The organism is Cobetia sp. LC6, from assembly GCF_030264805.1.
Classification (GTDB): domain Bacteria; phylum Pseudomonadota; class Gammaproteobacteria; order Pseudomonadales; family Halomonadaceae; genus Cobetia.
Map to the genome: position 1 here is coordinate 60,138 of NZ_JASSPL010000010.1, position 23,044 is coordinate 83,181.

18 protein-coding genes are annotated in these 23,044 nt (G+C 58.9%); 12 read left to right on the forward strand and 6 right to left on the reverse strand.

Annotated features, from left to right (window positions below; genetic code table 11):
- Nucleotides 1–20 precede the first annotated feature (20 nt).
- A complete protein-coding gene (metG, locus tag QQF40_RS12440; protein ID WP_285461511.1) occupies nucleotides 21–2,078 on the reverse strand; it encodes a methionine--tRNA ligase in 2,058 nt (685 codons plus the stop codon).
- Between the two features lie 249 nt (nucleotides 2,079–2,327).
- Between metG and QQF40_RS12445 the strand changes: the two genes are divergently transcribed.
- Entirely contained in the window at nucleotides 2,328–2,801 is a 474-nt protein-coding gene (locus QQF40_RS12445) for a tellurite resistance TerB family protein (RefSeq protein ID WP_285461512.1), read from the forward strand.
- 123 nt (nucleotides 2,802–2,924) lie between these two features.
- Here QQF40_RS12445 and QQF40_RS12450 read toward each other — a convergent pair whose 3' ends face one another.
- Nucleotides 2,925–3,602, reverse strand: a complete 678-nt coding sequence (locus QQF40_RS12450; protein WP_285461513.1) for a cell wall hydrolase — start codon at nucleotides 3,600–3,602, stop codon at nucleotides 2,925–2,927.
- Nucleotides 3,603–4,148: 546 nt separating this feature from the next.
- Here QQF40_RS12450 and QQF40_RS12455 point away from each other — a divergent pair.
- From QQF40_RS12455 to QQF40_RS12470, 4 genes are all read left to right on the forward strand, one after another.
- On the forward strand, nucleotides 4,149–4,862 hold the full coding sequence (locus QQF40_RS12455) for an RNA pseudouridine synthase (RefSeq protein WP_175089441.1): 714 nt from the start codon (nucleotides 4,149–4,151) through the stop codon (nucleotides 4,860–4,862).
- A gap of 198 nt (nucleotides 4,863–5,060) precedes the next feature.
- Nucleotides 5,061–5,897 (forward strand): iron-sulfur cluster carrier protein ApbC, encoded by an 837-nt coding sequence (gene apbC / locus QQF40_RS12460; RefSeq protein WP_285461581.1) that lies wholly within the window; start codon nucleotides 5,061–5,063, stop codon nucleotides 5,895–5,897.
- Nucleotides 5,898–6,022: 125 nt separating this feature from the next.
- Nucleotides 6,023–6,589 (forward strand): dCTP deaminase, encoded by a 567-nt coding sequence (gene dcd / locus QQF40_RS12465; protein WP_043334107.1) that lies wholly within the window; start codon nucleotides 6,023–6,025, stop codon nucleotides 6,587–6,589.
- Between the two features lie 364 nt (nucleotides 6,590–6,953).
- Nucleotides 6,954–8,945, forward strand: a complete 1,992-nt coding sequence (locus QQF40_RS12470; RefSeq protein ID WP_285461514.1) for an autotransporter outer membrane beta-barrel domain-containing protein — start codon at nucleotides 6,954–6,956, stop codon at nucleotides 8,943–8,945.
- Nucleotides 8,946–9,095: 150 nt separating this feature from the next.
- Here QQF40_RS12470 and purN read toward each other — a convergent pair whose 3' ends face one another.
- Both purN and purM read right to left on the reverse strand, forming a co-directional pair.
- Entirely contained in the window at nucleotides 9,096–9,872 is a 777-nt protein-coding gene (purN, locus tag QQF40_RS12475; RefSeq protein WP_285461515.1) for a phosphoribosylglycinamide formyltransferase, read from the reverse strand.
- A complete protein-coding gene (purM, locus tag QQF40_RS12480; protein WP_285461517.1) occupies nucleotides 9,869–10,951 on the reverse strand; it encodes a phosphoribosylformylglycinamidine cyclo-ligase in 1,083 nt (360 codons plus the stop codon). The genes purN and purM overlap by 4 nt, the downstream gene beginning before the upstream one ends.
- Nucleotides 10,952–11,263: 312 nt before the next feature.
- Here purM and QQF40_RS12485 point away from each other — a divergent pair, with 312 nt between their 5' ends.
- The 4 genes from QQF40_RS12485 (at nucleotide 11,264) to QQF40_RS12500 (ending at nucleotide 17,216) form a co-directional block, all read left to right on the forward strand.
- Nucleotides 11,264–12,373 carry an AI-2E family transporter gene (locus QQF40_RS12485; RefSeq protein ID WP_175089449.1) on the forward strand — a complete coding sequence of 370 codons (1,110 nt, stop codon included), beginning with the start codon at nucleotides 11,264–11,266 and terminating at the stop codon, nucleotides 12,371–12,373.
- 40 nt (nucleotides 12,374–12,413) lie between these two features.
- On the forward strand, nucleotides 12,414–13,112 hold the full coding sequence (gene hda / locus QQF40_RS12490; protein ID WP_043334111.1) for a DnaA regulatory inactivator Hda: 699 nt from the start codon (nucleotides 12,414–12,416) through the stop codon (nucleotides 13,110–13,112).
- A gap of 132 nt (nucleotides 13,113–13,244) precedes the next feature.
- The gene (locus QQF40_RS12495; protein ID WP_285461518.1) at nucleotides 13,245–13,688 is read left to right on the forward strand and encodes a phosphate-starvation-inducible protein PsiE; all 444 of its coding nucleotides are present in this window, start codon (nucleotides 13,245–13,247) and stop codon (nucleotides 13,686–13,688) included.
- Between the two features lie 258 nt (nucleotides 13,689–13,946).
- Nucleotides 13,947–17,216 carry a P-loop NTPase fold protein gene (locus QQF40_RS12500; RefSeq protein ID WP_285461519.1) on the forward strand — a complete coding sequence of 1,090 codons (3,270 nt, stop codon included), beginning with the start codon at nucleotides 13,947–13,949 and terminating at the stop codon, nucleotides 17,214–17,216.
- A gap of 189 nt (nucleotides 17,217–17,405) precedes the next feature.
- On the opposite strand, the gene QQF40_RS12505 is transcribed toward QQF40_RS12500, so the two are convergent.
- Entirely contained in the window at nucleotides 17,406–17,837 is a 432-nt protein-coding gene (locus QQF40_RS12505) for a secondary thiamine-phosphate synthase enzyme YjbQ (RefSeq protein WP_285461520.1), read from the reverse strand.
- 148 nt (nucleotides 17,838–17,985) lie between these two features.
- Nucleotides 17,986–18,894 (reverse strand): LysR family transcriptional regulator, encoded by a 909-nt coding sequence (locus QQF40_RS12510; protein ID WP_285461521.1) that lies wholly within the window; start codon nucleotides 18,892–18,894, stop codon nucleotides 17,986–17,988.
- Between the two features lie 718 nt (nucleotides 18,895–19,612).
- Here QQF40_RS12510 and QQF40_RS12515 point away from each other — a divergent pair.
- The 3 genes from QQF40_RS12515 to QQF40_RS12525 all read left to right on the forward strand — a co-directional run bounded on the left by QQF40_RS12515 (nucleotide 19,613) and on the right by QQF40_RS12525 (nucleotide 22,884).
- The gene (locus tag QQF40_RS12515) at nucleotides 19,613–21,634 is read left to right on the forward strand and encodes a TonB-dependent receptor domain-containing protein (RefSeq protein WP_285461522.1); all 2,022 of its coding nucleotides are present in this window, start codon (nucleotides 19,613–19,615) and stop codon (nucleotides 21,632–21,634) included.
- Nucleotides 21,635–21,936: 302 nt separating this feature from the next.
- Nucleotides 21,937–22,398 (forward strand): flavodoxin domain-containing protein, encoded by a 462-nt coding sequence (locus QQF40_RS12520; RefSeq protein WP_043334117.1) that lies wholly within the window; start codon nucleotides 21,937–21,939, stop codon nucleotides 22,396–22,398.
- 69 nt (nucleotides 22,399–22,467) lie between these two features.
- On the forward strand, nucleotides 22,468–22,884 hold the full coding sequence (locus QQF40_RS12525) for a hypothetical protein (protein ID WP_107336349.1): 417 nt from the start codon (nucleotides 22,468–22,470) through the stop codon (nucleotides 22,882–22,884).
- Nucleotides 22,885–23,044 lie beyond the last annotated feature (160 nt).

Consider the following 23,044-nt stretch of genomic DNA (forward strand, 5'->3'; position numbering starts at 1 on the left):
ATCAGTGCATCATCACTGCATCAAGTGACGCGCTGCCCCGGCTTGGCACCGGTGTGCGGCTCCAGCAGGTAGATGCCTTCGTCGTCCCCGGCGGCCAGCACCATGCCCTCGGACACGCCGAAACGCATCTTGCGCGGCGCCAGATTGGCAACCATCACGGTCAGGCGACCTTCCAGGGCTTCCGGCGCGTAGGCGGACTTGATGCCGGAGAATACGGTGCGCGTCTCGCCGCCGATATCCAGCGTAAGCTTGAGCAGCTTGGCCGCCTTCTCGACGTGCTCCGCCTTGATGATCTTCGCCACGCGCAGGTCGGTCTTCATGAAGGTATCGAAGTCGATCTCCTCGGCGATCGGGTCGGCGTCGAGCGGACTCGGTGCGGCAGCGGCTTCGGCTTCCGCCTTGGCGGTGCCGTCCTTGATCTTCTGTTCCTCGACCAGCACTTCGCGCGAGGCTTCGAGCATCTTGTCGATGCGCTCCGGCTCGACGCGGGTCAGCAGCGGCTTGAACTTGTTGATCGCATGATCGGTCAGCACGCTTTCACGGCTGGCCCAGTCGAGGCTCTCGAGGTTCAGGAAGTCGCGTGCCTTGTCGGTCAGCTCCGGAATCACCGGCGCCAGATAGACCATCAGCTGGCGGAACAGGTTGATGCCCACGGAGCAGACGTCGAGCACTTCCTGCTCGCGGCCGTCTTCCTTGGCCATCGCCCACGGTGCCTTGTCGGCGATGTAGGTGTTGGCTTCATCGGCCAGCTCCATCACCTTGCGCATGGCGCGCGCGAACTCACGGGCTTCGAAGTCCGCCGCGATGCCTTCGCCGGCGGCGATGAAGCGTTCGACCAGCTCCGGCTCGGCGCAGGTCGCGGACAGCTTGCCGCCGCCGAACTTCTTGACGAAACCGGCGCAGCGGCTGGCGATGTTGACCACCTTGCCGACCAGGTCGGAATTCACGCGGGCGGTGAAGTCCTCGAGGTTGAGGTCGAGATCATCGACGCCGGAAGTCAGTTTGGCGGCGAAGTAGTAGCGCAGGTATTCCGGGTTGAGGTACTGCGCGTAGGTGTCGGCCTTGATGAAGGTGCCACGTGACTTGGACATCTTGGCGCCGTTGACGGTCACGAAACCGTGGCAGTTGACGCCGGTCGGGGTGCGCATGCCGGCACCTTCCAGCATCGCCGGCCAGAACAGGGCGTGGAAGTAGACGATGTCCTTGCCGATGAAGTGATAGACCTCGGCGTCGGAATCGGCCTTCCAGTAGCTGTCGAAGTCGATGCCCTGCTTCTCGCACAGGTTCTGGAAGCTGGCGAGATAGCCGATCGGCGCGTCCAGCCACACGTAGAAGTACTTGCCCGGCGCGTCGGGAATCTCGAAGCCGAAGTAGGGCGCATCGCGGGAGATGTCCCACTCGGCCAGACCCGCCTCGAACCATTCCTGCAGCTTGTTGGAAATCTGGCTCTGCACGCGGCCGCTCCTGGTCCACTCCTTGAGGAACTCGGCGAAGTTCGGCAGCTTGAAGAAGTAGTGTGTGGAGGTGCGCATTTCCGGCGTGGCGCCGGAGATGGCAGAGACCGGATCGATCAGCTCGGCCGGGGTGTAGGCCGCGCCACAGGCTTCACAGTTGTCACCGTACTGGTCTTCGGTCTTGCACTTCGGGCAGGTGCCCTTGATGAAGCGGTCGGCGAGGAACAGGCCCTTGACCGGATCGAACATCTGCTCGATATCGCGCGTGGCGATATGACCGGCATCGCGCAGCGCCAGGTAGATGCGCTCGCTGTGGGCGCGGTTCTCCGGCGAATGGGTGGAGTGATAGTTGTCGAAGCCGATGCCGAACTTGGCGAAGTCGGCCTGATGCTCGTCACTCACACGCTGGATCAGCTGCTCGGCGGTGACCCCTTCCTGCTCGGCACGCAGCATGATGGCAGTGCCGTGGGCGTCATCGGCGCACACGTAATGGCATTCGTGGCCACGGCTTTTCTGGAAGCGTACCCAGATGTCGGTCTGGATGTACTCAAGCAGGTGACCCAGGTGGATCGACCCATTGGCATAGGGCAGGGCACTGGTAACCAGAATCTTGCGCGCTGACATGAGGCCTCGTCTTGACGGTAAAGGGCGCCTGCTGCGCAGTGCGCAGCGGCTCGCCGGGATGACTCGTGATAAGGGGCGAACGCATCGCCCCGTCGGAATGGGCGCTACTATATCGCGAAGGCGCGGGCGGCGCGAAGGGCGCGTCGCGTCACCGGCAACGCAGCCGTGCGCAACTGTGAGGTTGCAACGCGTGCCGCTGCCCTCATGAAGAAATCAAGGACATTACATTTTCCGTTCCTGGAGGTCAGCATGCCAGCTCAGCTATCCGTCGCCGGTCAGATCAATCGTCTCATCCGCCAGGTGATGATGCCCGGCAGCAACGCCCGCCCCAACGAGGAGCCCGGCCCGGAACTCGCCATGGCCGTCCTGATGTTCGAGGTGGTGCGCGCCGATGATCATCTCGATGTACGCGAGCGGGAAGCCTTGGCGCGCCAGCTGGCCGAGCGCTTCTCGCTGGGGGATGAGGAACTTGCCAGCCTGCTGACCCAGGCCGAGCAGGATGCCGAGCAGGCCACGGACCACTACCGTTTCGTCAAGCAGCTCAACGAGCACATGAGCCTTGAGGAGCGCAGCGAGCTGATCGGCATGCTCTGGGAGCTGGCCTACGCCGATGGTGAACTGGACCCGCAGGAAGAGCATCGCATCCGTCGTCTTGCCGGACTGCTGCATGTCAGTCACAGCGAGTTCATCCGCACCAAGCTGGCGGCTCAGCCGGACAAGTAAGCGACACCCGCTTTCATGCAGACGCCCCCGTTGCCGATGGCAGCGGGGGCGTCGTGTTTTCGACATCTGGTCGCGGAGTCGGCTGGCACTCTGCAGCGGTCATCCAGCAGCAGTGGCTCGCGCTCAGTTGCGATAGAACAGGTGTTGACCGATGCGCGCGGTGCGCACGAAGCGCTTGGCCCAGTAGGGCGTGGCGTAGCGGGCATGGAAGTAGAGGGCGCCGTCGGTGACGTCTTCCAGCTGATGATTGAGTGCCTGGCGGGCCACGTCGCGGGCCTCGGCATAGGCGGCGGGTTCGCGAATGCGGTCGGAGCGCCCGTCACACCACCAGGAGAACTGGCAGCTGCCGCTTTCGCCACCCTGCTTGACCACGCCGCACAGGCTATCGGGGAAACGCGGGTCGGCGGCGCGGTTGATCACCACATTGACGATACCCTGCATGCCGCTTCTGCCTTCGCCCTTGGCTTCCCAATAGGCGGCGCGCGCCAGGCAGGTCAGCGGGTCATCCACCGGTCGCTGGCCGTTGGGGTCGATCGCCTTGGCGCCGGCCTTGCTGAGCAGCAGGCTCTCGGGCACATCACTCTCGCTCTGCACCAGCAGGCGTTCCAGCTGTTCGGCCTTGACGGCTGCCTTGGCCGCGGTAGTCGGTGCGGCAGGCGCGTCCGAGGCGTGTGGTGCGGAGCAACCCGCAGCCAGTGTCAGGCCGAAGATCAATACCAGATGACGAAGCGTGCGAGCGCTGCTGATGGCGTAGCGCCGAGTGTGAGTCAGCGGGCGGCGCGATGTGGGAGATAAACGCATGCAAGATACCTGTGAACGTGGCCTGGGAAGCGCAGCAAGGCGGGATGGCGCGCAGGGTCAATCCGGGGTGATCGCACACCTTCGGCTTGCGTGTCACTGACGGAGGCTCAAGCGTTGGCCACCGGCTTCCTCGGTAGCGACAGTTGACGCTCAAGCGCATCAGTTTGCCTGACCCTGACCTTGTATGGTTCAGGATGAGCTTCAACGCAACTCTGACGTTTTGCCGCGCAAAGGGTTCCGCAAGCGTCATCACGCGGTTGCGTGGCGATAGCGCATGACCAGGCGCAGTGGAACAGATGAACTGGCGGAGAGCAGCCCGGGACTTGGTGAGGCACGTCAGATGATCTGCCGAAGCGTATCGCGCCGATTTCTGGCCACGCAGCCTAGCATCTTCCGCGCGTCTCGTCCGTGCCATCCTCGGCGCATGCCGTTATCATGACGGGCTGACCTTGATGACCCTGTCAGGCGTTCCACTTCTTTTTATCTATCTGCGCTTCTGCGTGCTGCTGCTTTGCTGTTGCCTGCGTTGCCGCCTCGAGAGTCCCCATGACCGAACCCGTCCGTCTTTCCAAGTTTCTGGCCCATCAGCAGGGCATCTCGCGCCGTGAGGCCGAGCATCTCATCGCCAAGGGGGTGGTACGTGTCGCGGGCGAGATCGTGGAAGCGCCTTTCTTCAAGGTCACCGATGAGGAAGTCACCGTCGATGAAGGTGCCAGCATGGCACCCATCGAGCCGATGACCCTGGTCTGGTATCAGCCGCCGGGCACGCCGCTGCCGGACCCTCTGACCCTGCGTGACGGCGCGCCGCGCAGTGCACTCGACAACAGCGGTGCCGATTGGCTCAAGGTGCATTTCCTGTCCCAGCAGCCGCTGGCCGAGCTCGGCGAGGATGAATCCGGTCTCGCCGTGTGGTCACAGAACCGTGGCGTGATCCGCAAGCTGGGCGATGACCTGGACCAGCTGGAGCAGGAGTACGTCGTCGAGGTGGAGGGAACGCTGGATGACGAAGGCCTCAAGCGTATCGGCTTCGCGCTGTGCGCTGACATCCGCGGCCGCAAGCCCAAGGTCAGCATCAGCTGGCAGAGCGACACCCGCCTGCGCATCGCCATGAAGCGGGTGCCGGTGGGCGGTATCCGTGGCGCGGTCGAAGGGCAGGGCCTCAAGGTCATCGAGGTGCGTCGTCTGCGTCTGGGCGCGATTCTGCTCGGCCGCATGGCGCCGGGCGAGTGGCGCTTCCTGCCGGTCGATGTGCGCTTCTGATTCCTGATCTCAAGGGTATGGCGTCCACCGACCGGGTCATGGCTGATCGGTACTGATTCATCCGGGCATTGTCTATCTGGGCACTGTCCATCTGGACATGGTTCATCGGCTTGGCCCGTATCGCGGTGGCAGGCATACTGTGCCCATCGTGTTCCACGGCTTTTTCGCTGACAGTTCAGACGCCTGCGCGCCACATTCATCGCGCCGCGCAGGCCGTCACAGGAGTTTCAAGGTATGGAAGGTATCAAGCACATTGTCGCGGTCGCTTCCGGCAAGGGTGGCGTCGGCAAGTCCACCGTCACCGCCAATCTGGCGCTGGCATTGGCGGCGGAAGGTCTCAAGGTCGGCCTGCTGGACGCCGACATCTATGGCCCGAGTCAGGCGCAGATGTTCGGCGTGCCGACCGGTCAGCGCCCGGAAATGGCCGGTGAGCAGGTCTTCAGCCCCATCGAGGCGCATGGCATCAAGACCATGTCGATGGCCTATCTGGTCGACGTGAAGGACCCGATGGTCTGGCGTGGCCCGATGGTCGCCGGCGCCTTCCAGCAGCTGCTCAACCAGACCGCCTGGGGCGAGCTTGACGTGCTGCTGATCGACATGCCGCCGGGCACCGGTGACATCCAGCTGACCCTGTCACAGAAGGTGCCGGTCTCCGGCGCCGTCATCGTCACCACGCCGCAGGATATCGCACTGCTGGACGCCCAGAAGGGCATCGAGATGTTCCGCAAGGTCAAGGTGCCGGTGCTGGGTGTGGTCGAGAACATGAGCACTCACACCTGCAGCCAGTGTGGCCATAGTGAGGCGGTCTTCGGCGCGGGCGGCGGTGAGCGTATTGCCGATGAGTACCAGACTCGTCTGCTGGGCCAGCTGTCGCTGACCCTGAGCATTCGCGAGAATGCCGATGGCGGTCGTCCCAGCGTGATCGCGGAGCCGGACGGCGAAGTGGCCGCGAGCTTCCGCGCCGTCGCGCGTCAGGTCGCCGAGTCACTGGAAAGCGCCGGCGCGGACGAAGGTCCGAGCATCAGCTTCAGCTGAACCCGGCGCGGCACGCGCAAGCCGCGCGTGCCGAGGTTTCCAGCGACGCAGCGGGCCGGTATCATGCTGGCCCGCGTTTCATGGCGCTCACGCGTCTCTCCCCATCAGTCAGTCAGGTACGCTCGATGAGCATCAAATCCGACAAGTGGATCCGTCGCATGGCCGAAAGCCACGACATGATCGAACCCTTTGAGCCCGATCAGGTGCGCTTTCACGATGAGCGCCGTGTGATTTCCTACGGCACCTCCAGCTACGGCTACGATGTGCGCTGCTCGGATGAGTTCAAGGTCTTCACCAACATCCATTCGGCGACGGTGGACCCCAAGCATTTCGACGAGAAGAGCTTCGTGGACGTGAAGGGCGACTCCTGCGTGATTCCGCCCAACTCCTTCGCGCTGGCCCGTACCATCGAGTACTTCCGCATTCCGCGTAACGTGCTGACCATCTGCCTGGGCAAGTCCACCTACGCGCGTTGCGGCATCATCGTCAACGTGACGCCGCTGGAGCCGGAGTGGGAAGGCCACGTTACCCTCGAGTTCTCCAATACCACCAACCTGCCGGCGCGTATCTACGCCAACGAAGGCGTGGCACAGATGCTGTTCCTCGAGTCCGATGAAGTCTGCGAGACCAGCTACAAGGATCGCGGCGGCAAGTATCAGGGCCAGCGTGGCGTGACACTGCCGCGTACCTGATGCCCTTGCTGCATTCCTGGGTATTGCGTTCACGCAAGTGACCCGCACGCCCCAGGCCAAGAGTGCGGCAATACAAGAGTGTGGCAAGCCAAGAGCGCCTCCTGCGGGAGGCGCTTTTTTTGTGCTTGCCTGTGTCGTGTGGCGACGGTGGCAAGAAAGGGACGATGACAAGAAAGAGACGACGGCGGAATGGGATATGCCGATGGCAGTAGCGAGAACGTGACATGCTCGCAAGGTGCTGAGTCTTAGCCGGAAGTTGAACGAAACACGTGATTCAATCACTCGTTTTATTGCCTATGCTTGTCTACAGGCCACCCCCAGAGTGGCTGCAGGACGGTTTCCTCCCACAAGCAAGGGGCACGCCATGCCATCGCGTTCACATCGCGCTGTATTCCCTCCGGCCAGCGGTCTGGCCCGACGTTTCACTCTCACGAGTCTCGCTCTCGCCATCAGCACCACCTTGCTGGCGACTCCCGCACAGGCCTATTCGAACCTCTATCTCTTCGGCGACAGCCTGAGCGACTCCGGCCAGTTCCCCGATACCACCCTGGGTGGCCTCAACAGTCTGCGCTTCACCAACCGCAGCGGCCCGGATTACGAGAACTCAGCCTACGGCAGCGTCTCGACCCAGTTGCTGGCCACGGAACTGGGGCTGGCGGCAGACCCTTCCACCTCGGTGATCTATCAGCTGGCCGGCTTCAGTGACGGCACCAACTACGCGGTGGGCGGTTACACCACGGCGCAGATTCTGGCCTCGGTGACCGACGAGGATGGCTCCGAGGTGGTCATCCCCGCGGGCAGCCCGGGCGCCGGTACGGTGCTCAGGGTCGAGGATGGCTATCTGGTCAGCACCGGCGGCAGTGCCGACCCGGACGCCCTCTATTACGTCAACGGCGGTGGCAATGACTTCCTGCAGGGCGTGATCACCTCACCGGCCACGGCGGTCGCCTCTGCCGGCAATCTGGCCGCGGCGGTGGAGGCGCTGGCAGCGGCGGGCGCCACCACCATCATGGTTTCCAACCTGCCGGATGTCGGCAGCACCCCGGCCGGCCAGTCGGCGGGCGCGGCGCAGGCAGCGGGGACCTCCGCGCTGGTAGGCGTCTTCAATGATGCGCTGGGCGCGCGACTGGCGGCGCTGGATGGCGAGGTCAACATCATCCGCCTGGATACCGTCGGCATTCTCGAAGAGGTGCTGGCCTCACCGGCCGAGTTCGGCTTCGCCAGCGACGTGCCGCTGACCCAGGTGTGCTTCTCGGACAGCTGCAACGTCACGCCCTACGGGCTGGGCGGCGCCGCGGAAGACCCCGACAAGCTGCTGTTCAATGATGGCGTTCACCCGACCACCGCCGGTCAGGAGATTCTGGCCGACTACGCCTATGCGATGCTCGCCGCGCCCTCGGTACTGGGGCTGGCACCGCAGCTGGGCACGGGGGCGCTCAATGCCAATCAGCTCAGCCTCGCCGATGAATTGCGCCCCGGCGCGCAGAAGCAGCGCTCCGGTGATGGCGAGGGCAAGGGCGTGCGCGTGTTCGCCATCGGCTCGGCCAGTGGCGGCACCGGCGATGGCGAGACTTCCACCGGCCAGCAGGGCTTTGACAGTGAGCAACGCGGTGCGGGTGTCGGCGTGATGCTGCCGCTGGACAACGCGCTCGGACAGGCCTGGGGCGGCATTGCCGTCAGTCAGCGCACTGCGGACTTCGATGTCGATGATGGCAGTGAGCTTGAGCTGGAAGGCCGGGTGTTCAGCCTGTTCGCGCGTCAGCAGTTGGGCAGGTTTGGCGTCCAGGCGGTCGCCAGCTACGGCGATTTCGATTACGACCTCGACCGCCATGTCGCGCTGGGTCAGTCATCGCGCACCCTGTCCGGTGAGACCGATGGCGATGGCTTCAGCGCCGAAGCGCGTCTCGATTATCGCCTCACCGCTGCCGATTCGCTGTGGTACAACGCGCCCTTCGTGGCCTACCGCCACACCGAGTCCGACATCGATGGCTATACCGAATCCGGGTCTGCCGCCAACGCCTTGATCGTCTCGGATCAGACGCTGCGCGATCGTCGTGTCGAGGCCGGCTTCATGGTCGATCGCGCCATCGCGGAGGGTTTCGGCCTCTACGGTGAGCTGGCCTACGGCAAGCGTCTGGATGATGACGCCGACAGCGTCGAGGTGCGACTGGCGAGCCTGCCGACCAATGCCTACCGCGGCGAGGACCTCGATCGCGGCAGCGACAACTACCTGCGTGTCGACGGCGGCTGGCGCATGCAGCTGGGCCGCAATGCCATGCTGCATCTGGGCGCCGGCATCGAGACCTGGGATGAGGTGACGGCGCGCGGGGAGGTTGGGGTCAGCTACACCTTCTAGACACAAGGCGCCAGCTTGGGGCACAGCCCAGAAACAAGAAGACCCCGCGACATGTAGATGGCGCGGGGTCTTCTGTTTTCAGCTCGCTGTCAGCGCGCTATCAACTTGCTATCAGCTCAGTCAGCCTTGCCAGCAAGGCAGCGTCACTGATCAGTCTGCTTCGCCTTCCGGCAGTTCATCGCTGAGCTCTTCTTCCACATCGGCGTGGGAAAGGCGCAGACCGCCAACCGGCAGGGTGTGGCCGTCGAGCTTGGCCACTTCTCCGTCGAGCTTCAGGCGGCCTTCGAGGAACCAGCGCACCGCGATCGGGTAGATCAGGTGCTCACGCGTGTGCACACGCTCCTTGAGGCTGGCTTCGTCATCGCCTTCCAGCACGTTGGCGACGGCCTGGATCGCGACCGGGCCACCGTCGAGCTCCTCGGTGACGAAGTGCACGCTGGCGCCGTGTTCCTTCTCGCCGGCTTCCAGTACCTTGCGATGGGTATCAAGCCCCGGCCAGGCCGGCAGTAGTGACGGATGAATGTTCATCAGTCGGCCGAAGAAGCGCTGCACGAACAGCGGCGACAGGATACGCATGAAGCCGGCCAGCACGATGAGGTCCGGTTCATGACGCTCGATCACCTTGATCAGGGCGCCATCGTAGTGCTCGCGGTTCTCGTACTCATCATGCGGCAGCACCACGGCATCGACGCCGGCGTCACGTGCACGCACCAAACCGTAGGCATCGGCCTTGTTGGAGATGACCGCGACCACGTCGCCGCCCAGCTCGTCGTGTTCCTGCGCTTCCAGCAGCGCCTGCAGATTGCTGCCGCTGCCGGAAATCAGTACCACGACGCGTGGGCGAACCGGCGCATCGTCTGCCTCGAAACCGTTGCCGAAGCCGCCGAGAGTGTCACCGTTGGAGGCGTTGGTATTCGGTTCGATCATGCGGACAGATTCTCCAGCTGGACCTGCTCTTCCAGCCCCTTGCGGGCACGGATGGTGCCGAGGGTGAAGACGGTCTCGCCCTGGGCTTCCAGGTGAGCACGTGCGGCGGTGGCATCGGATTCAGCGACGACCACGACCATGCCGACACCACAGTTCAGCACGCGGTGCATCTCGTGTTCTTCGACGTTGCCCTGCTGCTGCAGCCAGTCGAAGATGGCCGGGCGCTTCCAGCTGGCGACGTCGATCTCGGCGGTGCAGTCTTCCGGCAGCACGCGCGGGATGTTCTCGAGCAGGCCGCCACCGGTGATGTGAGACATGGCGTGCACGGACAGGCCGCTTTCCTTGAGCAGCGACAGCAGCGGCTTGACGTAGATGCGCGTCGGCGCCATCAGGGCGTCAGCCAGCGGCTGGCCGTCGATTTCCTGCTCCAGCAGGGAGGCATCGGCGACTTCGAGAATCTTGCGGATCAGCGAGTAGCCGTTGGAGTGCGGGCCGGAGGAGGCCAGACCCAGAATCACGTCGCCTGCGCCGACCTTCTTGCCGTCGAGGATCTCGGACTTCTCGACTACGCCGACGCAGAAGCCGGCCAGGTCGTAGTCGCTGCCTTCGTACATGCCCGGCATTTCAGCGGTTTCGCCGCCGACCAGCGCGCAGCCGGACTGCAGGCAGCCTTCGCCGATACCGGTGACGACGTCAGCGGCAATGTCGACATCGAGCTTGCCGGTGGCGTAGTAATCGAGGAACTGCAGCGGCTCGGCACCGGCGACCACCAGGTCATTGACGCACATGGCGACCAGATCGATGCCGATGGTGTCGTGACGGTTGAGGTCCATGGCCAGGCGCAGCTTGGTGCCCACGCCATCGGTGCCGGTGACCAGCACGGGCTGGCGGTAGCCTGCCGGCAGTTCGCACAGGGCGCCGAAGCCACCCAGACCACCCATCACTTCCGGGCGGTGAGTGCGCTTGGCGACACCCTTGATGCGTTCGACGAGGGCGTTGCCTGCATCGATATCGACACCTGCATCCTTGTAGCTCAAGGAAGTCTTGCTGGGCGAGGAGTCCTGGGGGCGTTGCGTCATGTGAGGTTCCTGTCGGTGCGGCCTGGGCGGTGAGACACGATCGATCGCGGGAAAAGAAAGGCGGCCATTGTAGCATTGCGCTTCGCGGCTGACACTGTGCCGATTCACAAAACCGCATCAAAATGTGAAAAGTCCGCCGCGCCAGTCATGGCAAGCCTTGTCGCACCTTGGGTGGCGCCGGGGAAGGCAATGTCAGACGCGTGAGCGGCGCGTGTCTTGTGGGTGACTCGGCGACAGGCAACAATGGGTGATGCGTGCGCCGTCGGCAGTCAGCCGTCACGAGTGCCCCACGGCTTGTCTCAAGGAGTGAAGATGCAGCGTAAATGGTGGTTGCTGGCCGCAGGTGTGGCCTTCCTCGGCCTGTTGGTGATGCTCGAACCGATTCTGATGCCGTTCTTCATCGGCATGATTCTCGCCTATCTGGGTGACCCGCTGGCCGACTGGCTGGAAGACAAGGGCCTGTCGCGCCATCTCGCGGTCACGCTGGTGTTCAGCGTGCTCTCGCTGGTGCTGTTGATCGCCATGCTGATTCTGGTGCCGCTGCTCGGGCGCCAGCTGGCACAGTTGATCAGCTTCATGCCGGTGGTCTTCAACTGGATACGCGAGACGGTGCTGCCGGAAATCCAGGCGTTCACCGGGCTGGATTTCAGTGCCGATTTCGATCAGGTCCGCTCGCTGCTGCTGGGCAACTGGAAAGAGACCGGCACCTTCGCCGCCGCGCTGCTGGGTACCGTCTCCAAGTCCGGGCTGGCGATGGCCATCTGGCTGGGCAATCTGGCGCTGATTCCCGTCGTCACCTTCTATCTGCTGCTCGACTGGGACCGCATGAAGGAGAAGCTGCAGGGCCTGCTGCCGCGCCATATGGAGCCCACCGCCACGCGTCTGGCGCATGACTGTGATGAGGTGCTGGGCGCCTTCCTGCGCGGGCAGCTGCTGGTGATGCTGAGTCTGGGCATCGTCTACGCCATCGGCCTGGCGATCATCGGGCTCAAGTTCGCGCTGTTGATCGGCCTGGTGGCGGGGCTTGCCAGCATCGTGCCGTATCTGGGCGTCATCGTCGGTATCCTGATCGCGGCCACGGTGGCCTTCTTCCAGTTCGGCGAGTGGTGGGCGTTGCTGGCGGTCGGCGGAGTCTTCGCACTCGGCCAGCTGCTGGAAGGCGTGGTGTTGCAGCCGCTGCTGCTGGGCGACAAGATCGGCCTGCATCCGGTCGCGGTCATCTTCGCGGTGATGGCGGGCGGCCAGCTGTTCGGCTTTACCGGCATTCTATTGGCCCTGCCGGTGGCGGCCGTGATCATGGTGCTCTTGCGTTATCTGCATGATCGCTATAAAAACAGTACTTTATATGACCAACAGCGTGATTCTCGCCCCGCGGTGGCAGCCGATCAGCCAGCGCCGCCGGCGGCAGAGGATACCCAGTGATCGAGAGACGAGATCACGGCAACAACAATCAGCATGACGGATGGCAATGACTCAGGGACAGATGGCACTCGGCGTCGGGGTACGTGACGCCGCGACCTTCGACAACTACCACTTCACCTCGACCTCGCTGGCGGAGGCCCTCAAGGGGCAGCTTGCCGACGGCGGGGAGCCCTTCGTCTACCTGTGGGGCGGCGAGCAGAGTGGGCGTAGCCACCTGTTGCAGGCGGCCTGTCATCTGGCGGGCGAGCAGGGCAAGCGTGCCTTCTATCTGCCGCTCAATGAGCTGGGCCACTTCCCGCCGCACATGCTCGAAGGGCTGGATGAGATGGACCTGGTCGCCATCGATGACCTGGATGTGGTGATCGGTCGCCAGCGCTGGGAAGAGGCGCTGTTCCACCTCTACAACCGCCTGCGTGACGGCGGGCGGCATCTGCTGGTCAGTGCCAGCTGCGCGCCGCGTCTGCTGCCTGTCATCCTGCCGGATCTCGCCTCGCGCCTCTCCTGGGGCGTCACCTTCCATCTCTCGGGGCTGGATGACGCCCAGCGCCTCGAAGCGCTCAAATTGCGTGCCCGTGATCACGGCCTTGCACTGCCCGACGAAGTCGCCCGCTACATCCTGCATCGCGGGCCGCGCAGCCTGCCGGGCCTGTTCGCGGCGATGAGCGAACTCGACAACGCCTCGCTTTCCGCCCAGCGCAAGCTGACCATTCCCTTCGTCAAGCAGACGCTCGGCTGGTAGGGCAGCGTCTGCGCGGGCCCGGTGGCCCAATCTTGCCTTCATCACGACCGCGGCACCGATATTGCAGTCTCTTTCCATCATCTCTGTCTGAGGACACGCGGCATGAACAGGTTAGATAAGCATCGGGAGCGCATGCATAAGCAAGCCAACTCGATCGGCAACTTCCTGGTCGAAGGCTTTCACTATCTCGGCCTGTTCGCCATCGGCGGCGCGATTGCCATCGCCTCGGTATCGGCCTTCTTCGAGATGTTCGCCAAGGGCTCGGCCAGCGTCGATGACATCCTGCTGCTGTTCATCTATCTCGAACTCGGCGCTATGGTCGGTATCTACTTCAAGACCAACCACCTGCCGATCCGCTTTCTGCTCTACATCGCCATCACCGCGCTGACGCGCTACCTCATCGGCGATGTCTCCCACCACAAGGCCCCCGATATCGGCCTGCTCTACCTCTGCGGCGGCATCTTCTTCCTCGCCCTCTCGGTACTCGCCGTGCGCTTCGCCTCCTACAAATACCCCTCCAGCAAAGCCATCGACCCGATGGGTGGCACGGTAGGGGACGAGGACTCGACGCGATAAACCCGTGTTTCAGTAGCTTCTGAAGACCCAAAAGGCCGCGATCACTCGCGGCCTTTTTTAAGTTCTCATACTGTTTGAAGTGCTAGGTGTTCAGTCCCACGGTGTTGTTGCCTATGGTAACGGCTAGAAGTAGATAGCTATTTGGAATTTATTTTCGCCAATCTGATGCTTGGTTTTTAATGCTTGAAGTTTTTTGTCTTATCAATTATACATGGTTTATATTTCATTGTAGCGATGCTTCTTTGAGGGGTTGGGTAAATGACAGAAGAAGAAAATAGTACTCACTTTAAGTTTCAATCTGAATTGCCTGAGAGTATAGATGGATTCATAGGACAAGGTCATAAGAATGCTGCAAAGGCTCTACAAGATGTCATTGTGGATCACCCATATGTACATGTGTTAGGAGTTGAAGGAAATTTGGGTGCTGGTAAAAGCACATCGATTAAAATATTGGAATCACAACTTGATAACAATGAATATAAATTTATATATTTCGATGTTGATCAACATCATTACTCTTCGATAAAGTCTTCGTTCATTAAAATTTATTGTGATGGTCTGGATGAGATAATAGCAGATAAAGATAAGGAAAAGGCTCAGTGTTACAAGGATGAAGCATTGGGCAATACGATGTCTTATAAGAAGAAGACTAAAAGCAATATAAGTATGCTTGTCGTTGTTTTTGCAGTTACTCTTGTGCTTTTCACTAAATATATTACAGAGGCTATTGAAGCTTTATTTCTTAGCTATAATGCTATTGATGATAGTTTTTCTGGCAAAGAGCTATCCTTTAGTATGGAAAGAGCTGTTGTACTATTGTCTGCATTTTCACCATTTGCTTTCTTTATACTTTTGAAAATGAGCAATTATTATAATAAAAACAAGAAGGGAGGTGAGAGCTCCTTGTCCTTTGGTGACTTGCTTAAAAGGAATGGTGAAGACTCGATAAAAGAAACCATGGATATCACCAGAGAAGTTGGTAGCTATGAGCTTAAAAAAGCATTTTTAAATTTATCATCTCTTATACCTGAAGATAAAGTTGTAATTATTGTTATAGACAATATTGACCGTGTGGAGCCTTCTACTGTTAGAGAAGTTTGGAGTGATCTAGATGTGTTTACTTCACTAGAAAATCAAAGTGTTAGAATAATACTCCCTTATTCAGAGGTTCATGTAGCTAATGCTATTAATAAAGACAGCTTTACAGATGGTAAAGAATTTATCTCCAAAAGATTGCCAGTAGTTTTCAGGGCTCCCCCGATAGTTACAGTTGGTTGGAGGGAGAAATATAAAAATTACTGGAAAGAGACTCTAGGTGAGGTTGATGGGTTTGAAAATAGTGCAGATATTATCAATGTATGGTCTAGTGAAGCTAAGCAAATTACACCTAGATTTTTAAAGAAGCATGTTAATGACATAGCGTGCTTGATGGCTAGTAATGATTCTAAAGTTAATGATGCAACCTATAGTTCCGCATACCTACTTGTCGTAAAATATCAAAGAATTGACTTGAAAGAATTACTGTCATCTCAAAAAGAATCTTCAGAATCTGCTACGAGTAATGAAAATAAAGTAAAAAAAATTAAAGCTATGCAAAGTATACTTAATAGAGTTTCTGACGAGGAAAAGTGGTCTATAGAGTTAGCTTGTATACATTATCAAACTAGTGCAGAAATAGCCCAAAGTGAGCTTTTGGCAGAGCCGATATATAGATCAGTGATGAGTGGAGATATGCATACGGTTATGAGCTTGTCTAATGTATATGGCTTTGATTACTATTTTAAAGTCAACGTACGATCTGTAAGCTCGCAAAATCTTATTAAATTGTCTAGTGATATTTTAGCCAGTGAATATGCTGATAAGCAGGAATGGGTGCAACGATGGATGCCAGTCTTTAACCAGCGAGCCAAGAATGAAGGCAACTTGGTTGGTTGTGATAGAGAGTACATTAAGGCTATTAAGAATCTAATTGAGAATCATGGGCTTGAAGTAGAGCTAAGGCTTGTTAATAATGCTATAAAACAAATAAGTAAAGATGTTAGACATGACATCCAATCTGCCAATCAACTATTAGGCCATCTTTACTTGTATTCGACTGTCGAGGAGAAAGTTCCAGAAATAATAACTAATTGTCCATCGAAAATATTTGTTAAAGAGTTATGGTGGATTAAGGATAACTTTCCATTCTGGAAAGTAGAAGAAATAACATACCCTGCGAGTAAACGAAAAGAATTTTTGAAGGTTGCTTCCTTAGAATATACTCAGGATGATAGTTACTGGGAGATATTTGAATGGCTGATGAGGTCTCACCGTTTAGATGAGATAAAGATTGAAGACGAGAAAGAGTGGCCATTAACGATTAAATCTGGTCAGGTGAATTTAGATGATTACGCTTGCTATGTTGTGCCATTCTGTGCGGACAGATTTTTATCAGACAATTTGGATGCGTTAGTGAAGCGGTTGTTAAAAAATGAAATTACAAATAATGTAGAGCAATGGACTGCCTTCATGGTCATATCTTTAATATGTGGAGGTAACTATACTGGTAATACTGTGATTGTTAGAAATGGTCAAAGCTCACGAGTTAAGTTAGAACAGGTTGTATTCGAGATAGCTGATAATAACTCTGGGTATGTGCGTTTTCTCAAACAGTATATTGTTTTTGCTACAAGCTTCAATACTGTAATCAGATCCCTTAAACATGAGAAGGTTTTTAATGTCTTGGCTGAGCCTCTTTTGGAAATAGTTAATGAGAAGAGAGTATCTGATCTAGATATTAATAGTTTGCTAGAGCAAGAGACGTATAAATTGATGCGTAAGGCTTATAATGATAACTCAGTTGCCGATTTCCTTAACTTCTTGAAAGATTGGGAAAAGCAACTTGATATATCGCTGGAAAATATATGTACAGATTTTATAGAAGATGTGATAGAGGTAAGGGATGTGTTTTGGGTAAATAGGGTTACCTCTCTTTTTGAAACTGATTTGAAGGGTAAAGCATGCTGTGTAAAGTTGGTAGAATCACCACATGCTAATTATCAGGCGATACTTTCTCTACTAGTCGATACTAATAAAACAGTTAAAAGTTATAGCAAGTTAAGAACAGCTCTGGTAAGTATTATGGAAGGTAAGGAAGATGATGAAATGCTAGCATTAGATAACTCAAGTTGGTTAAGGTCTATAATGCTTGTTGTGCCTGATGGGATTAGAAGTGCTATTGCACGAAAATATCAATCCAGATTAATAGAGCAAACAGCAAGCATGGCAGAGCGCTTTGCTATCATACAGAACTTTGGTTGCTTTATTTCTCTTGTGAAGCCTGAAAGTGATTCTGCTTGTAATATCGTATTAGGTTTATTTGAACAGGCGGAAAATGATATAGAGATAAATTGGCTTGATAGTCAAAGCGAAAACTTGTTTGTTGAGGGCTGTGATTATAGCAAAAAGTTACTGAAGGGCTTAGCGGCGCATGAAAACTTAGAGCAGTTTGAAAATATTAACACAATGATTAAAGAGCACGATGTTTAAGCTATTAAGATACTTAGAATTAAGTGGTTTTAGAGCTTTGCTTCGTATTCTTAATTTATTATTTATTGTATTCGAGTTGAAAGTGGTAAGTTGAGCTCAGGTTATGTGATTAGCTATGCTTTTAAAGTTTATTTAACGCTAGAAGTTTGGTGTTAGAAATAGAAGGTTAGCCAAAAAAGGCTAGCCTTCCTATTCGCCACTCAGTGTCAGACACAGCCTGCGGCTGTCACCGTGGTCGCGGTGTTCGCCAAGCCAGATGCCTTGCCAGGTGCCGAGGGCGAGGCGGTTGACGCCGCGGCGGGCTTCGACAGGCAGCGTGAGTTGGGTACCGAGCAGGCTGGCGAGCATGTGTGCGGGCATGTCGTCATCGCCTTCAAGTGTGTGACGGAAGTAGGGCAGGTTGCCGGGCACCAGACGGCGCAGGAAGGCGTCCATGTCATGGCGTACGTCGGGGTCGGCGTTCTCGTTGAGGGTCAACGAGGCGGAGGTGTGCAGCAGTTGCACATGCAGCAGGCCGACACTGACTGGCGGCATTTCGGCCAATGCCTGTTCCACCTCGTCACTGATGAGGTGAAAACCGCGCTTGCGGGCGGATAGGGTGAGAGTGTCGCGTTGCCACATGAGAAGCCCTGCCTGTCATTGATTCAGTACATGCTAAACATGATAAGCCAGAACGCAAAAGGCCAGCCCCTGAGGGCTGGCCTTTTTTCTGCGCACCGCGCTGATTCATGTCACCACGAGGGTGAGAGCCAGCGTTGCAATGCTTGAATCAACCGGCAGTGGTGGCGGCTTCGCTGACGGTGCGGCGGGCGGCCTTGGCGGTGACGCGTTCCGGCTCTGACTTGCCGATCTCGCGGGCGAGCCAGTCGGCGAGCATGCGCACGCGGGTCGGGATCGGGCCACGCGGCAGCAGCATGCCGATCTCGACCGGCGAGATCTCGTCGCATTCCAGACGCTTGAAGGACTGGCCGTTGCGCTCGCTGAGGGTGTTGACCCAGTCGGTCGGCAGCACGGCGCGAATCAGGCCATCGGCCACGTAGTCGGTGAGGACTTCGAGGTCATCAGACTGGATGTGATTCGGGCGCGGGTCTTCCGGGTGACGCGAGAGGGAGGTGCCGGACACCAGCGGTTCCAGCTCGCCCCACGGCAGTTCTTCCGGGTTCTCGACGTGAGAGGCCGCGTAGGCCGCCTGATGCCAGTGGGTCAGCGGGCGGAAGACGTGGGTGCTGCCCGCCAGATGCGGGAAGCCGATCACCAGGTGCGGCTGATTCTCGAGAATCTCGCGGCCGTTGTGCCACAGCTTCAGCTTGATATCGACGCCTTCATGTTCCGACAGGAAGCTGGTCAGCGCGTGACCCAGGAAGTGACGACCCAGCGACGGCGTGGCGTGGATACGGATGGTACCGGTGAGGTCTGACTGGCGGTCTTCGATGGCGCGGTGCGCTTCATCATCGAGATTGGCCATCGAGCGTGCGTAACGGTAAAGGGTCTCGCCGGCTTCTGACAGGCGAATGCCACGATGACCACGCTCGACCAGGCGAGTGCCGAAACGGCCCTCAAGGGCGTCGAGGCGACGGCTGACGGTGGACTTGGGCAGGCGCAGGCGTTCTGCTGCGCGCGACAGGCTGCCGAGGTCCGCGACCATCAGGAAGGTGTTATAGGCGTCGATATCGCTCATCGAATAGGTCCGGTTGTTCAGAGGGTCGGGGTGTGCCGTCAGGGAAACACCCACCTTGTACGGGCCAAACGGGCCCGTTGCAGCGCCAGTCGCTGCACAACGGATTGCCTGTCGATGACCGTGCCCCTAAGGCCGCAGGGGGCTCCCCCCGGGCAAAGACGCGCTCATCGATCAACAACCGCCACTGCCAGCCGAGCACCTCAGCGCGCGGCGGCAGGTCTTGCATCTGCTGCAGATATCTTCAGGGCCGAGGCCATGACAGGGCACTGTCCGGCGTGACAGCAAGCGCCCTTAATCTGAGCACGCTAACTATATCACTCTGCCCGTAGTGTTGCATCCAAAGACGCACACATTGCGCAAATCCGATCTCCGCAAGACGAAACCCTGTCGTGAAGCGAGAAATTTGCGTGGGACAGGCACTTGTCGAGCCATGTCGGCTAAGACGTCAGTGGCTGGCGATGGTTCCGTATCTGATGACAGACAGGTGATAAAAAAGTGAATCCGGTGACTGCACGGGTGAAAAAGTGTGCAAATCAGGGCGTTTCTGGCGTTAGAGACGCGATCTGGCGCTGTAAGAGGCGAGAAGTGACTCGCCCTGATTGCAGAAATTGCAGTGCGGCGTTGCAGGGAGTGTTGATGACGCAAATGTGCAAACGCGTGCATCATCTCGTTCGCAAAAAGAATCATTATTATTATTACTCTTGGGAACCTTCCGCTCATGACCGACCGCCTCACTCCGTGCGTGGCAGCCAGCGCTTCCCGCGCCACTGCTTTCACTCCGCGTCCGCTGGTGGCAGCCATTGCGCTGCTGTGCGCCAGTACTACCCATGCAGAGACGCTGCAGATGGACACGCTGCAGATCGAGGACGATCGCATCAACGCCACGGCGGTCATCGATAGCGAAGAGATCGCCCTGCATCAGGCGCATGACCTCAAGGATGTGTTCCGTGATACGCCGTCAGTCACCGTCGGCGGCACCACCGCCTCGTCCGAGAAGATCTACGTGCGCGGTCTGGAAGACACCAACCTCAACATCAGCGTCGATGGTGCCAGCCAGAACGGCTATCTGTTCCACCACAGCTCCAGCTTCAACATCGAGCCGGAGCTGCTCAAGCGCGCCGAAGTTCAGGCCGGACCGGGCGCCGCCGACAATGGCCCCAACGCCCTGGGCGGCAGCATCAAGTTCGTCACCAAGGATGCCCAGGACCTGCTCAAGCCGGGCCAGACCTTCGGTGGCGTGGTCAAGGGCAGCACCGAGTCCGCGGCCGACGCCGTCAAGGGCACGCTGTCCGTCTACGGTGAAGTCGCGCCGAACGCGGGCCTGCTGTTCTCGACCAGCGCACGCAACAGCGATGACTACCGCACTGGCGGCGGTGATGAAGAAGAGGGCACCGGCGGCCATCAGCGCAGCTACTTCGGCAAGTTCAGCCTGCTGGATCAGGGCGCGCACAGCCTGCGCATCAGCGCCGAGCACAACGAGGACACCGGCATCTACTGCGTGCGTCCCAACATGGAATGTCAGGAGTTCAACAATGCCAAGGTCGATACCGACCTGAGCCGTGACACCTATACCGCCAACTATGACTTTGATCCGGACTCGCGTCTGGTGGACGTGCACACCAACGTTTTCCATACCAAGACCGAGCTGGAGCGCACCACGGTTTCCACCGGCGCCGAGCTGAACGCCGATGTCGAGAGCTATGGCGGCGATCTGAACAACACCTTCCGTTTCGGCCCCGAAGACATGGACAACCGTCTGACGCTGGGTAGTGATTATGTCTACGACGAATCCAGCACCGGCGGCTTCGACGAGAAGGCGCGCAACCTCGCGCTCTACGCCCAGCACCGCATGACACTTGGCGCGGTGGACCTGTCCTTCGGCGCGCGTGTCGATGACTACAAGACCGAATACGCCAATGGCGAGACGCTGGATGACACCGATGTCAGCCCGAACGCGCGCCTCAACTGGCGTGTCGGCGGCGGCGTCGAGCTGTTCACCGGCTACTCCACTGCGGTACGCGGCAACAAGGGCCGTGAAGCCATCCTGGTTGATGGTGGTGTCGGTCCCGGCGAGAGCCTGGTGGTTGAGCCGGGGCTTGAGGCCGAGACCTCGCGCAGCACGGAAGTCGGCGCGCGCTGGAAGGGCAATGGCCTCCTCACCCAGCGTGACCGCGCTGGCCTGGAAGTCACCTACTTCGATACCCACTTCGACAACTACATCACCGAAGAGAGTTCGGGCGGTGTGACCACTATCACCAACATGGAAGGTATCGTCACCAGCAAGGGTGTCGAGGCGCGTGCCACCTACGGCATCGGCGGCTGGGACATGACGCTGGGCTACCTGACCATGGACCTGGAAGACAACCAGGGCGAGACCGTGGTCGACGACATGGGCCTGGGCAACCAGACCGGTGATCGCTGGAGCCTGGACAACCGCTACACCTTCGCTGACCCGCAGATGACGATCGGCTGGACCGTGACCGCCTACGAGCGCCTCACTGACCTGCCGGATGATCAGAGCGAGCGCGCCGGTTACGCCACGCACGATGTCTATGCCAGCTGGGTGCCGCGTGACATGCAGGACCTGACCCTGACAGCCGGTATCTACAACCTGTTCGACAAGGAATATAGCGACCAGAACACCTATTACCTGGAAACCAACAGCGCACGCGGCATCATGCCGGGCGCCATCACCAGCCCGGGGCGTGACGTGCGTCTGTCAGTGGCTTACCGCTTCTGATCAGAAGGGCTTCGCGCCAGAAAGTCCGCACCTGACAGGGTTTTCTCGCCAGCGGTCGTGATCCAGGCTCGCAACGCAGGATGCTTCACTGGCAAGACCCCCGCAGCGCCATCGTGTTCTTCACGGTGGCGCTGTTTCGTTTGCGGGATGCTCAGAAGGGGGATGCCAGCTCCTGCTGCCTGCGTCCCGCAGGCGCGCTGTGCTACCATCGCGACCAAATGTCGGAGAGCGTCTGCGCGACTCTTCGCACTGCACTCACGTTCCCGCCACTGGCGGGTGATCGTTCGAATAAGGAAGGATGCATGGCGCTTCTGAAGATTTTTGTCGGCACGATGTATGGCGGTTCACTGGATGTGGCCGAGCAGGTCCAGCCGTTGTTCGAGCAGGCCGGCTACACGGTCGAGGTGCTCGACCAGCCGACACTGGCCGACCTGACTGACGCGCGTCCTGATCTGGCGCTGTTCGTCACCTCCACCACCGGCAGTGGCGATGTGCCGGGCAATCTGACCGGCTTCCTCAATGCGCTGTCTGCCGAGTCTCCGGCGCTGGATTGGCTGCGTTATGGGCTGATCGCCCTGGGCGACAGCTCCTACGGCGAGACCTACTGTGGCGCGGGGCGTCATCTGGATGAGCGTCTGGCCGACCTGGGCGCCACGCGCCACGGCGAGCGCCTCGAGATCGACGCCATGGAAACCTTCATGGCCGACGACGCGGCGCTGCCGTGGGTCGAGAGCTGGATTCCGACCCTGCCGGCCACGGCCTGATCCTGCGGCGGTGGGCTGGCCCGCCGCCTGCTTCTTCTGTTGTCCGTTCTTTCATCGAGACTGCTTCACATGCCGAAACTGAATCCTGATCATCCGCGTGCCCGCAACCTGACGCCGCAGCGCGTCTCCGTGCTGGCGGGTCTGGCGGTGGTAATGGTCGCCAATATTCCGCGTTTCCTGATCAGCGGCGAGAATACGCGTCTGATGCTGATCGTCGGCTTTGCCGTCGCCGTCAGCGCGCTGGGGATCTACATCTATCGCCAGCTGTCAGACACCGCCAAGGCCAAGGTACCGACCATGATGCGTCGTCTGCTGGTCTGGCTGGTGGTGGGGCTGGCGGCGATGGCGGCCTTCAACTTTGCCGCGCCGATGCTCAACCGCCCCCAGGAGGGCGCGCTTGAGGTGCTGGTTGATGGCCTCACACTGGGCCTGCTGGCGCACGTGATCAGCATGTGGATGCAGCGCCGTCGTGGCGAGGAAGGCTGAGCCTCGATTCTTGCGGTGCTGTCAGCTAGATCATCCCTACCGTCAGCAAGATCTTCCCTGCCAACAAGAACGCCCCGATCAGCAATGATCGGGGCGTTCTTGTGATGGCGTTCTTGTGATGACTTGTGAGGTGACGACACGCCTCAGCGTGTCATCACCG